The sequence below is a fragment of the Planifilum fulgidum genome (assembly GCF_900113175.1).
In the GTDB taxonomy this organism is placed as follows: Bacteria; Bacillota; Bacilli; order Thermoactinomycetales; family DSM-44946; genus Planifilum; species Planifilum fulgidum.
Window position 1 is genome coordinate 18,299 of record NZ_FOOK01000010.1, and the last position, 12,860, is coordinate 31,158.

At 61.3% G+C, this 12,860-nt stretch carries 10 protein-coding genes, 1 tRNA gene and 1 other RNA gene; all 12 read left to right on the top strand.

Annotated elements, in window-relative coordinates; translation table 11 throughout:
* Positions 1-154 precede the first annotated feature (154 nt).
* The 12 genes from BM063_RS07455 (at position 155) to BM063_RS07510 (ending at position 12,021) form a co-directional block, all read left to right on the top strand.
* A complete protein-coding gene (locus BM063_RS07455) occupies positions 155-1,180 on the top strand; it encodes a sugar-binding transcriptional regulator (protein WP_092037478.1) in 1,026 nt (341 codons plus the stop codon).
* 41 nt (positions 1,181-1,221) lie between these two features.
* Positions 1,222-2,238: an ArsJ-associated glyceraldehyde-3-phosphate dehydrogenase gene (locus BM063_RS07460; RefSeq protein WP_092037480.1), complete on the top strand. Its 1,017-nt coding sequence runs from the start codon at positions 1,222-1,224 to the stop codon at positions 2,236-2,238.
* A gap of 64 nt (positions 2,239-2,302) precedes the next feature.
* Positions 2,303-3,487, top strand: a complete 1,185-nt coding sequence (locus BM063_RS07465; RefSeq protein WP_092037611.1) for a phosphoglycerate kinase — start codon at positions 2,303-2,305, stop codon at positions 3,485-3,487.
* Between the two features lie 22 nt (positions 3,488-3,509).
* Positions 3,510-4,277: a triose-phosphate isomerase gene (tpiA, locus tag BM063_RS07470; RefSeq protein WP_092037482.1), complete on the top strand. Its 768-nt coding sequence runs from the start codon at positions 3,510-3,512 to the stop codon at positions 4,275-4,277.
* Positions 4,274-5,812, top strand: coding sequence for a 2,3-bisphosphoglycerate-independent phosphoglycerate mutase (gene gpmI / locus BM063_RS07475; RefSeq protein ID WP_092037484.1), 1,539 nt, complete (start codon positions 4,274-4,276; stop codon positions 5,810-5,812). Before tpiA ends, gpmI begins: the two co-directional genes overlap by 4 nt.
* Positions 5,813-5,877: 65 nt before the next feature.
* On the top strand, positions 5,878-7,164 hold the full coding sequence (gene eno / locus BM063_RS07480) for a phosphopyruvate hydratase (RefSeq protein ID WP_092037486.1): 1,287 nt from the start codon (positions 5,878-5,880) through the stop codon (positions 7,162-7,164).
* Between the two features lie 137 nt (positions 7,165-7,301).
* Complete coding sequence (secG, locus tag BM063_RS07485) at positions 7,302-7,535, top strand: preprotein translocase subunit SecG (protein WP_092037488.1); 234 nt, start codon at positions 7,302-7,304, stop codon at positions 7,533-7,535.
* Between the two features lie 349 nt (positions 7,536-7,884).
* Positions 7,885-8,655 carry an alpha/beta hydrolase gene (locus tag BM063_RS07490; RefSeq protein ID WP_092037490.1) on the top strand — a complete coding sequence of 257 codons (771 nt, stop codon included), beginning with the start codon at positions 7,885-7,887 and terminating at the stop codon, positions 8,653-8,655.
* A 1-nt stretch (position 8,656) separates the two neighbouring features.
* Complete coding sequence (rnr, locus tag BM063_RS07495; protein ID WP_177199042.1) at positions 8,657-10,909, top strand: ribonuclease R; 2,253 nt, start codon at positions 8,657-8,659, stop codon at positions 10,907-10,909.
* A 92-nt stretch (positions 10,910-11,001) separates the two neighbouring features.
* Positions 11,002-11,469: an SsrA-binding protein SmpB gene (smpB, locus tag BM063_RS07500; RefSeq protein WP_245752153.1), complete on the top strand. Its 468-nt coding sequence runs from the start codon at positions 11,002-11,004 to the stop codon at positions 11,467-11,469.
* A 96-nt stretch (positions 11,470-11,565) separates the two neighbouring features.
* Positions 11,566-11,927: a transfer-messenger RNA gene (gene ssrA / locus BM063_RS07505) on the top strand.
* A gap of 18 nt (positions 11,928-11,945) precedes the next feature.
* A tRNA-Thr gene (locus BM063_RS07510) sits at positions 11,946-12,021 on the top strand.
* The last annotated feature ends 839 nt before the right edge of the window (positions 12,022-12,860 follow it).

The following is a 12,860-nucleotide window of genomic DNA, read 5'->3' on the forward strand; positions in this document are numbered from 1 at the left end:
CCGGGAAGCGGCACCGGCGCTTTTCCGCACCTTGTCAGCTCTGGGGCCATCGGCTACAATGAAAGTGGAGCCGCGATTCCTTTTCTTTTGCCCTTGTTGGGACGTATTTTGTTATACAGGGACATGAATTGTCCCGATATGAAAAGGTGAGATGATGAAGTCGCTGTTGGATCTGCAAAAAAAATTGTTGCCCGACATGCTGGAGGTGATGCGCAAGCGTTATGAAACGCTTCGGCACCTGCAGCTGATGCAGCCGGTGGGACGACGGAGTCTTGCGGCGGCCATGGGAACGACGGAACGAATCCTGCGGGCGGAGGTGGATTTCCTGAGGATGCAGGGGCTGGTGCATGTCGACCCCCTGGGCATGCGCGTCACCCAACAGGGCGCCGAATTGCTTGCGGAAATGGAGCCCCTGATCAAGGAGCTTTTCGGACTGACGGAACTGGAGGAGATGCTTCGGCGCCGCCTGGGGCTGCGGCGCGTGATCATCGTCACCGGTGACGCCGATCAGTCCGAATGGGTGAAAAAGGAGATGGGTCGGGCGGGGGCCCGCCTGCTCCGGGAGGAAGCCCGTCCCGGTCAGGTGGTGGCGGTGGCCGGCGGGACCACTGTCGCGGCGGTGGCCGAGATGATGGCCCCGAGTCCGCAGCTGAAGGAGACCACCTTCGTGCCCGCCCGAGGCGGCTTGGGGGAGGCGGTGGAGCTGGAAGCCAACTATATCGCTTCCCTCATGGCCAAGAAGACCGGGGGGAGTTACCGCCTCATGCATGTTCCCGACCAGCTGAGCGAAGAGACTTACCGCACGGTGATCCGGGAACCGCACATCCGCGAGGTGTTGGAGCTGCTCAAGACGGCCCGGATCGCGGTGCACGGAATCGGCGGCGCCATGGAAATGGCCGCCCGGCGCAAATCTTCTCCGGAGCTGCTGCGCCACCTCCGGGAGACCGACGCGGTGGGCGAGGCCTTCGGATACTACTTCAACCGCCGGGGGGAAATCGTCCACAAGATGAAGACGGTGGGCATTCAGCTGGATGATCTGCAGCGGATGGAGCGGATCATTTCGGTGGCCGGAGGAGCCAGCAAGGCGGACGCGATTGCCGCGTTTTGCGCGGTCGCCTGCAGGGACACACTGATAACCGATGAAGGGGCGGCCCGGGCCATTCTGGCCAGTGAATCTTGAGGTCTCTTTGCAAAAAACTTTTCGGATGGAGGGTGAATGCGATGGCCAAGACGAAAATCGGCATCAACGGTTTTGGTCGGATCGGACGGAATGTGTTTCGCGCGCTGATGGATCATCCCGAACTGGAAGTGGTGGCGGTCAACGACCTGACCGACGCGGGCACGCTGGCCCATCTGCTCAAATACGACTCGGTTCACGGCCGCCTGGAAGCGGAGGTGAAGGTGACCGACGAAGGCTTTTCGGTGAACGGCCGCACCGTGAAGGTGATGGCGGAGCGGGATCCGGCCAATCTTCCCTGGGGAGATCTCGGGGTGGATTTGGTGGTGGAGTCGACGGGTCGGTTCCGGAAGCGGGAGGATGCGGCCAAGCATTTGCAGGGCGGAGCCAAGAAGGTGATCATCTCGGCCCCGGCCAAGGACGAAGATGTGACCATCGTGATGGGAGTAAATGAGGACAGCTACGATCCCGCCAACCATCACATCATTTCCAACGCCTCCTGCACCACCAACTGCCTGGCGCCGGTGGTGAAGGTCCTTCACCGGCAATTCGGGGTGCGCCGCGGACTGATGACCACGGTCCACTCCTACACCAACGACCAGCAGATCCTCGACCTGCCCCACAAGGATTTGCGCCGCGCCAGGGCCGCCGGGATGTCGATCATTCCGACGACGACGGGGGCCGCAGCGGCCGTGGCCAAGGTGCTGCCGGAGCTGAAGGGGAAACTGAACGGTTTTGCCATGCGCGTTCCCACCCCCAACGTTTCCGTCGTCGATCTGGTGGCCGAACTGGATCGGGAAGTGACGGCGGAGGAGGTCAACGAAGCGCTGCGCCTTGCGGCGGAAGGGGAGCTGAAGGGAATCCTCGGCTACACCGACGAGCCGCTGGTGTCCAAGGACTTCAACGGCGATCCCCGGTCCTCCATCGTCGACGGGCTTTCCACGATGGTGATGGACGGAAACATGGTGAAGGTGGTCGCCTGGTACGACAACGAGTGGGGATACTCCAACCGCGTGGTCGACTTGGCCGCTTATATTGTCAAGCGGGGTCTCAATGCCTAGAATATGAGAAGAAACGGAGGAGAGGTCTTCTCCTCCTTCTCATGTGCGGAGGGAGATGGATTTCGTGAAAAAGAAATCGATCGCCGATGTGGACGTCCGGGGAAAACGCGTGTTTTGCCGGGTGGACTTCAACGTTCCCCTGGAAGGGGGACGCGTGGCCGACGACACGAGGATCCGCGCCGCCCTTCCCACAATCCGTCACCTGACGGAGAGGGGAGCCAAGGTGATCCTCGCCAGCCATCTGGGCCGGCCGAAGGGGCAGGTGAAGGAGGAGCTGCGGCTCACTCCCGTGGCCGGGCGTCTGTCGGAACTGCTGGGAAAACCGGTGGACAAGGCGGACGAAGTGATCGGCCCCTCGGTGACGGAACGGGTGGCCCGATTGGAGGAGGGGCAGATCCTGCTCCTGGAGAACGTCCGCTTCCATCCCGGTGAGGAGAAAAACGATCCCGATCTGGCCAAGGCCTTCGCCGATCTGGCCGATCTGTACGTCAACGACGCCTTCGGGGCGGCGCACCGGGCCCATGCCTCCACGGAGGGAATCGCCCGGCACCTGCCCGCCGTGGCCGGCTTTTTGCTGCAGCGGGAGCTCGAAGTGCTGGGCGAGGCCCTGGAGTCGCCGGAGAGACCCTTCACGGCGATCATCGGCGGAGCCAAGGTGAAGGACAAAATCGGCGTCATCGAAAACCTGCTGAACAAGGTGGACAATCTGCTGATCGGCGGGGGCTTGTCCAACACCTTCATCAAGGCCCAGGGGCATGAAGTGGGCAAATCCCTCCTGGAGGAAGACAAAGTGGATCTGGCCCGCCGGCTGATCGAACAGGCCGGGGAAAAGGGAGTCCGCCTGCTGTTGCCGGTCGACGTGGTGGTGGCGGACCGGCTGGAAGAGCCCGAAGACATCGCCGCGGTGGCGGTGGAGGCGATTCCTTCCGACCGGATGGCGCTCGATATCGGGCCGAGGACCCGGGAGCGGTTTGCCGAGGTGATCCGCCTGTCCAAGCTCATCGTGTGGAACGGGCCGATGGGCGTCTTCGAGCGGGAGCCCTTCGACGAGGGAACCAACGCCGTCGCCCGGGCCCTGGCGGAGACGGAGGCCAAAACCATCGTCGGAGGCGGCGATTCCGCGGCGGCCGTTGAGAAGTCGGGGCTGGCGGATCGCATCGATCACATATCCACCGGCGGCGGGGCTTCCCTGGAGTTGATGGAGGGGAAAGAGCTGCCGGGCGTGGCGGCGCTGGACGACCGGGATTAATTCACAGAAAGGGGGACCGCCGATGCGCATTCCCGTCATCGCAGGAAACTGGAAAATGCACAAGACTGTCAAAGAGGCGCTGTCCTTTTTGAGCACCCTCCGCTCCGAGCCCTTGCCCGGCAATGTGGAAACGGTGATCTGCGCCCCTTACCCCTCCCTTCCCGCGCTGGTCGAGGCGGCGGAGGGAAGCGGCATCGGCATCGGGGCGCAGAACCTGCACTGGGCCGAAGAGGGGGCGTACACCGGCGAGGTGAGCGCCCGGATGCTGACCGACATCGGCGTCCGCTACGTCATTATCGGCCATTCCGAGCGGCGGACGTATTTTGCCGAGACGGACGAGTCGGTCAACCGGAAAGGGAAGACCGCCCTCAAACACGGTCTGGTGCCCATCCTCTGCGTCGGCGAGTCGCTCGAGGAGCGGGAAAGCGGAAAAACGAAACACGTGGTCCGGGAGCAGGTCGTGCGGGCCCTGGACGGACTGGCATCGGAGGAAGTGAAGGGATTGATCGTCGCCTACGAACCGGTTTGGGCCATCGGGACCGGGCGGGCGTCCACGGCGGAGGATGCCGGCGAGGTGATCGGATTCATTCGCCGGACGGTCGCCGACCTGTACGATCAGCAGGTGGCAGGTGAGGTGCGCATTCTGTACGGCGGGAGCGTGAAGCCGGGCAATATCGGGGCGTTCCTGGCCGAAGCCGACATCGACGGAGCCCTGGTGGGGGGAGCCAGTCTGGATCCGGAGTCGTTCCGGCAGCTGGTCGCTGCCGCGGCAGGGAGGGAGAACGGATGAGCGGGCGCAAAAAACCGGTGGCTTTGATCATTCTGGACGGCTTTGCCCTCCGGGATGAGACCCACGGGAACGCCGTCGCCCAGGCGAAAAAGCCCAACTTTGACCGCTACTGGTCCCGCTATCCCCACACCCTTCTTCGGGCCAGCGGCGAGGCCGTCGGCCTGCCGGAGGGACAGATGGGCAACTCCGAAGTGGGCCACCTCAATATCGGCGCCGGCCGGATCGTCTACCAGGATCTGACCCGGGTGACGAAGGCGATCCGGGATGGGAGCTTTTTTGAAAACGAAACCTTCCTCGGAGCCATCCGCCACGTGAAGGAGCACGGAAGCAAGCTGCACCTTTACGGCCTTCTGTCGGACGGCGGGGTTCACAGCCATATCGACCACCTGTTCGCCCTCCTGGAACTGGCGGCTAGGCAGCAGGTCTCCGATGTGCTGGTCCATGCCTTTTTGGACGGGCGGGATGTGGCGCCCGACAGCGGCATTCATTACATCCGGCAGCTGCTCGCCAAGATGGAGGAGTTGGGGACCGGGCGGCTTGCCACGGTTCAGGGGCGGTATTACGCCATGGATCGGGATCGCCGCTGGGACCGGACGGAAAAGGCTTACCGGGCGATGGTCTACGGAGAAGGTCCCAAATACCGGGATCCCGTCCAGGCAGTCAAGGAATCCTATGAAAAGAGCGTCTATGACGAGTTTGTGGTGCCCACGGTGATCGTCGATGAGAGGGACCGGCCGGTGGGGCTGATCGAGGACAACGACGCCGTGATCTTCTACAACTTCCGCCCCGACCGGGCGATTCAGATTTCCCTCGCTTTCACCAACGAGGATTTTCGCGGCTTTGACCGGGGACCCAAACGGCCGAAAAACCTGTATTATGTCTGCCTCACCCATTTCAGCGAGACGGTGAAGGGGTATGTGGCCTACCGCCCGACGGATCTGGACAACACCCTCGGCGAGGTCCTGTCCCAACACGGCCTGCGCCAGCTGCGCATCGCCGAGACGGAGAAATACCCCCATGTCACCTTTTTCTTCAGCGGAGGCCGGGAAGAACCTTTTCCGGGAGAGGACCGGATTCTGATCAACTCGCCCAAGGTGGCCACCTATGACCTGAAGCCGGAAATGAGCGCCTACGAGGTGACCGACGCGCTCCTGAAGGAGATCGAGGCGGAGAAACACGACGTGATTGTCCTCAATTTCGCCAATCCGGACATGGTGGGCCACTCCGGCAAGCTGGAGCCGACGATCCGGGCGGTGGAAGCCGTCGATGAATGCCTGGGCCGGGTGGTGGAGGCGGTGCTCGCCAAGGGAGGCGTTGCCGTCATCACCGCCGACCACGGAAACGCCGACATGGTTCTGGATGAAGAGAACCGGCCGCACACGGCCCACACCACCTTCCCGGTGCCCTTCATCGTCACGGACGAAGGTGTGAAGCTGCGGGAAGGCGGCATTTTGGCGGATATCGCTCCGACGATCCTGCACCTGCTCGGCTTGCCCCAGCCGAAGGAGATGACGGGGCGTTCCATCGCCCTCTGAGTCCGGGGTATCAAAACTTGCGGCAGATCGACGCGGACAACCTTATGGAGGGAGGATCCAAATCCATGACGACGATTACCCACGTGCTCGCCCGGGAAGTGCTGGATTCCCGCGGAAATCCCACCGTGGAGGTGGAAGTGTACCTGGAATCGGGGGCCCGGGGCCGGGCGATCGTCCCGTCCGGCGCCTCGACGGGCGCCCATGAGGCGGTGGAGCTGCGGGACGGGGACAAGGAGCGCTACCTGGGCAAAGGGGTGCTGAAGGCGGTTCAAAACGTGAACGACGTGATCGCTCCCAAGCTGGAGGGAATGGACGCCCTGGAGCAGGTGGCGATCGACCGTCTGCTGATCGACCTGGACGGCACGCCGAACAAGGGGAAACTGGGCGCCAACGCCATCCTGGGAGTATCCATGGCCGTCGCCCGCGCCGCCGCCGAGGCCCTCGGAATGCCCTTGTACGCCTACCTGGGGGGCTTCAACGCCAAGGTGCTGCCCGTGCCGATGATGAACATCCTGAACGGCGGGAAGCATGCCGACAACAATGTGGACATCCAGGAATTCATGATCATGCCCGTGGGGGCGAAGTCCTTCGCCGAAGGGTTGCGGATGGGCGTGGAGGTGTTCCACAGCCTGAAATCGGTCCTGAAGGAGAAGGGACTGGCCACCTCGGTGGGGGATGAAGGGGGCTTTGCGCCCAACCTCTCCTCCAACGAAGAAGCCCTCCAGACGATCGTGTCCGCCATCGAGCGCGCCGGATACCGGCCCGGGGAAGACGTCCGGCTGGCCATCGACGTGGCCTCCACCGAGTTGTACCGGGACGGAGCCTATCATCTGGCGGGCGAGGGCGTGACCAAAACGGCCGATGAGATGATCGCCTATTACCGGGAGCTGGTGGAGAAGTACCCGATCGTCTCCATCGAGGACGGATTGGCCGAGGACGATTGGGAAGGATGGAAGAAGCTGACGGATGCCCTGGGCGGAAAGGTTCAGCTGGTGGGGGACGACCTGTTCGTCACCAACACCGAGCGGCTGTCCCGGGGAATCGAGGCCGGCGTGGGCAATTCCATCCTGATCAAGGTGAACCAGATCGGCACCCTGACCGAAACTTTCGATGCCGTGGAGATGGCCAAACGGGCCGGATACACGGCGGTCATCTCCCATCGCTCCGGCGAGACGGAGGACACGACCATCGCAGACATCGCGGTGGCCACCGGTGCGGGTCAGATCAAGACCGGCGCTCCTTCCAGGACCGATCGGGTCGCCAAGTACAACCAGCTCCTCCGGATCGAGGAAGAGCTGGGCGCCAGCGCCCGGTATCCGGGAGCTGCGGCCTTTTACAATCTGAAGGGTTGACGGGCCTCGCGCCGGGAGGGGATGCGATGCCGCGGGATGGCGCCCGCGGATGCATCCCCTTTTTTTCGCGGTTGCAAACCTTCCGGCCCTTGTGCTACATTTACTTAAGTGGAAGTGTGGGCGGAGGTGGATAAACCGTGGAACTGGCGGCAAAAATTTTGCTGGCGATCGTCAGCATCGGTTTGATTGTCGTCGTCTTGTTGCAGTCGGGAAAAAGCGCCGGACTGTCCGGGGCCATCGCCGGCGGTGCCGAACATCTGATGGGGAAGGCCAAGGCGCGGGGGATCGACGCCCTGCTCCACCGGATCACGGTGGTGTTGGCAACCCTGTTTATCCTCTTGACGCTGTTGGTCGGTTACTTCGTCAAGTGAAGAGGGATCTGTGCAGCGAGGGCTTTCCTTGCTGTTTTTTCTTTCAGGCCGTAAGCGGGCCGGCCGGGGAGAAGGGGGACGTTCCAAACTTTCCGGCCATGAAAGGACGGGGGCGTGCCGTTTGCCGGGGCGGGGCATTTGACGGCATCCCCCTCTTTTTTTCCGGGCCCTTTTGATTTGCCCGTCACGGCCCTTGCCTTTTGAAGGGACGGACCGGGATGTGGTAAAATTGTCCAGATCGCCCGCTCAGGCACCGGAGGCGGCCGTTGCGTTCCGACGGCCGACCGCTTTCCGGATGGAACATGGCCAATCCCGGGAAAAATAATAATGCAAATATGGGAGGCGGCTCATGAAAATCGTTCGTCGTTCGCCGGAACCTTTTTTTTATCCGGGCGGAGAGGTCGGGCTGCTGCTGGTGCACGGTTTTACCGGCACCCCGGCGGAGCTGAGGCCGATGGGAGACTTTTTCCGAAAGCAGGGGCTGTCCGTCCATGCCCCCCTCCTCCGGGGTCACGGAACCTGTCCGGAGGAATTGGCCCGGACCACCTGGAAGGACTGGCGGGAAAGCGTGCTTCAGGCCCACGACCGGCTGCGCCGGGAGGCGGGCGTGCGCCGCTTGTTCGCCGCGGGGCTGTCGATGGGCGGACTGTTGGTGCTGGATCTCGCCCGGCATCGGCCCCTCGACGGAGTGATCTCCATGTGCGCCCCCATTTGGCTGAAGGATCGGCGGGCCGTTTTCGCTCCCCTGGTGCGCTTCTTCAGGCCCTATCTGCCGCGGCGCGAACGGAAGGAAGCGCATATCGAGGAGCACCTGGTTTCCTACGACCGGTTGCCCCTCGCCTCCGTCGGCCATCTTCTCCGCCTGATCCGGCATGTGCGCCGCCGCTTGCCGGAAATCACCGTCCCGGCGCTGGTGATTCAGTCGGAACGGGATGAAACCGTCGAACCCTCCAGCGCCCGGTACATCCTGAAGCACCTCGGTTCAGAGGACAAGGAATTTCGTTCCTACGCCAACTCTTCCCACATCATCACCCTGGACCGGGAACGGGACCGGCTGTTCGCCGACGTGGAAACCTTCATTCGGCGCGTGACGCGAGAGAAAAGCAGAGAGGAGAAGTAGGGTGACCCAGGAACAGGAAATTCTGCGGTTCATGCAAAAACAGGCGTACAAACCGATGACCCTTCAGGAGCTGATGGAAACCTTCGGGATCGGGGAGGACGAGCGGGAGCCATTTCAGCGCCTGCTCGCGGAAATGGAGGCCGAAGGGAAGATCGTGTGCACCCGGTCGAAGCGGTACGGGGTGCCCGAACGGCTCAACCTGGTGCGGGGCACGCTGCAGGGGCACCCCAAGGGGTTCGGCTTTGTCGTACCCGACACCCCCGGAAAGCCGGATGTCTTTGTCCATCCCAACGATCTGAACGGGGCGATGGACGGGGACCTGGTCCTCGCCCGCCTGCACGGTGGGAAGCGGGAAGGCCTCCGGCCGGAGGGGGAGGTTGTCCGCATTCTCAAGCGGGGACGCACTTTTGTGGTCGGAACCTTCACGTCTCCTTCCCGCCACTTCGGCTTTGTCATCCCCGATGACCGAAGGCTTCCCGCGGATATCTTCATCCCCCCGGAAGGGCGGAACGGCGCGAAGGAAGGGCAAAAGGTGGTGGTCCGGCTTCACCACTATCCCGGCGCGCGGCACAGCGCCGAGGGAGTGGTGACGGAGATCCTGGGGCACAAGGATGACCCGGGGGTGGACATCCTGTCCATCATCCGCAAATATCAGCTGCCGGAGGAGTTCCCCGAAGAGGTGCTGCGGGAGGCGGAACAGATCCCCGAAACCATCGATCCGAAGGAACTCGAGGGGCGCCGCGACCTGCGGAACCGGACACTGGTCACCATCGACGGGGAAGATGCCAAGGATCTGGACGATGCCGTTTCCGTGGAACGGCTGCCCAACGGCCATTTCCGCCTCGGGGTGCACATCGCCGACGTGAGCTACTATGTGAAGGAAGGGAGCGCCCTGGACCGGGAAGCCTACCGGCGCGGCTGCAGCGTCTATTTGGTGGACCGGGTCATTCCGATGCTCCCCCCGCGCCTCTCCAACGGCATCTGCAGCCTCAATCCCCGGGTGGACCGGCTCACCATCACCTGCGACATGGAGCTGAACAAACAGGGGGACGTGGTGGATTACGACATCTATCCCAGCGTGATCCGCACCCGGGAACGGATGACCTACGACGCCGTGAAACGCATTCTGGTGGACGAGGATCCCGAGCTGATCGAGCGTTACGAGCCCCTCGTCGGGGATTTCCGGCTGATGGCCGAGCTTGCCAGGATCCTCCGCCGGCGGCGGATGAAGCGGGGAGCCATCGATTTCAACTTCAGCGAAGCGAAGATCAAGGTGGACGAGCGGGGAAAACCGGTGGAGATCGTTCGCCGGCCGCGGACCATCGCCGAATCGTTGATCGAAGAGTTCATGCTGGCGGCCAACGAGACGGTCGCCTCCCATTTCGCCCGCGCGGAGATCCCCTTCCTCTACCGGATCCACGAAAAACCGGATACGGAGAAGCTGCAGTCCTTCTTCGAATTCATCACGCACTTCGGCTATTCGATCCGGGGGCAGGCGGACAAGATCCGGCCCCGTGCCCTGCAACAGCTCCTGGAAGAGATCGAGGGCAAGCCGGAGGAAACCCTGATCAGCACGGTGATGCTCCGCTCGATGAAGCAGGCCCGCTACGCGGCCGAGTGCCTGGGTCACTTCGGGCTGGCTGCCCGGTATTACACCCACTTCACGTCTCCGATCCGCCGGTATCCCGATCTGGTGATCCACCGCATCATCCGGGAAGTGTTTACGGAAAAACTCTTCTCCCCGCAGCGGATCGACCAGCTGAACGCGCAGCTGCCGGAAACGGCCGATCAGGCTTCCAAGCGGGAGCGGATCGCCATCGAGGCGGAACGGGAGACCGATGACCTGAAGAAGGCCGAATTCATGATGGACCGGATCGGCGAAGAGTTCGAGGGGCTGATCAGCGGCGTCACCGCCTTCGGGATTTTCGTCGAATTGGAGAACACCGTCGAAGGCTTGGTTCATGTCAGCTACATGAACGACGATTATTACCGCTACGACGAGGATACCTACAGCCTGTACGGGGAGCGGACCGGCAAGGTGTACCGGATCGGGGACCGGGTGAAGGTTCGGGTGATCGGTGTCAACATCGACGAGCACAAGGTGGATTTCGAACTGGTCGCCAAGGAAGAAGCGGAGGAGGAACCGGAAAGAAAAGGGAAGCGGGGCCGAAAGGGCAAAAAGCGCGGCCGCCTGAAGGAGCGGGAGGAGGGCAAGCGGAAGGGGAAAAAAGGCAGGAAAAAGAAACGGGCTTGACCGTCCTTCCGGGGCGGCCGCCGCCTTGTTGACAAACATCCGCGCCGTTGCTATAGTAAGTGATGCGACTTTCCGGGAGAGGGGTGAGCGCGGTGGCCAAAAGCGGAGTGAAGGTGATCGCCCGAAACAAGAAGGCGCTTCATGATTATCACATCGAAGAAACCTACGAGGCCGGCATCGTGCTCACCGGGACGGAAATCAAGTCGATTCGCCAGGGGCGGGTCAACCTGCGGGACAGCTTCGCCCGGATCGAGGACGGGGAAGTGTATCTCCTGAACATGCACATCAGCCCCTACGAACAGGGGAACCGTTTCAACCCCGATCCGACGCGGACGCGAAAGCTGCTTCTCCACAAGGAGGAGATCCGCAAGTTGATCGGCCTGACCCGGCAGAAGGGATACACCCTGATCCCGCTGGATGTCCACCTTCGCAACGGCTTTGCCAAGGTTCAGCTCGCCTTGGCCAAAGGGAAAAAGCAGTACGACAAGCGGGCGGACATCGCCAAGAGGGACGCACAGCGGGAGATCGAGCGCCAGCTGAAGGAGCGCCGGTTCCGTTAGCGTTTGCCCGTTTGGGCAAAAATTGCTTGTCATATCCCCTTTACATTCTCTTCTTGCGGTGATATAATATCCAGTGTCCGTCGATTCCGGAATCTTGGGGGCGTTCATGGGATTCGACGGGGATCGATCGAGCGTCGGCAGCGAGCCGAGGGGCTGCGACCTTCGTCAAAAACGCAGGTTGCCAAATGTAACTGGCAAACAAGAAAACTACGCTCTGGCTGCTTAATTCCAGCCAGGATCCGCTTCACCGTCGCCCGTGCGGTGTTGCCGGGTCTCAAAGCTAGCGGGCTAGCCGACCGAAGTCGCCGCCGGTCGGAAGGCGAAATTCAGGCGGCTGGCCGGATGGAAGGCCTGTCACTGGGCAGTCCATGCGGCGAGACTTAATACAGTGACTGCGCTCGGAGAAACCGGCGTGGCGAGGTCTCCGGACAGCGGTTCGACTCCGCTCGCCTCCACCAAGCACCGATCTTCGTCATGCTGACGTAGCTCAGCTGGTAGAGCACTTCACTCGTAATGAAGGGGTCGGGGGTTCGAATCCCTCCGTCAGCACCAATAAGGAAAATGAACAGTCGCAATATAGTGTTCGGCTTAAGACACGGTTTCACTTTGGCAATCCACTTTCCATCAAAAATGATGGGGAGTGGTTTTTTGTTACTCAAGTTCGCTATTTGGGGTTTCTTGGATGAAAAGACGTACAACAACCTTTCTGAAAACGGGATTAATGGCTATCGACTCATTGTTTCCCCTATGGATTTTGCCCCCTTGCACCTACCATCACCTGTTCCTATGTTGACTTCCCCCTGTGGAAATGATAATATCCCCCTTCCCCGCCGACCTCAACGTTTCCAGACCACTTGAGATTGTCTGAGCTTGTTTAATCACTTAAGCAACCGATAAGGACGAATGTTAAACAGCTTAAAGTTAGCTTCTATGTTTTTCTCTAGGGTGGAGGGCAATTGGTCCAAGATCAATCGCTCTTTCAGCCGGAATAAGCGGTTCCATCAGGCATTGTAGTGGAAACAGTCATCAAGGGGAGGCTGCGTGTTTGACTTGAAATCGAGCCGCCGTCCGGAATTTTCCTTAAGTCGCCACAGATCGGTCGGATCATGCCCAAAAGCGGCGGCCAATCTGCCAAGCGGCGGTCCAATATCGTTGTGACAAATGCTTGAAGGTTTGACGCAACTTCCCGCCCGATCCGCCGGACTTGTTCCAGGAGCCGGGCGCTTTCTTTTCGGTTTTTCCGGCCGACCTCCTGCCGGGTTGTGGTTTCAGATGTTGAGCCGGAGCGCCAGTTCAACTTTCATTATCCTTTTATATGAAAGATTATTGCATATTTTCTAAAATAAATGTTGACTTTCACTGAAAGGGGTGTTAAAATTTGTCCAAACAAA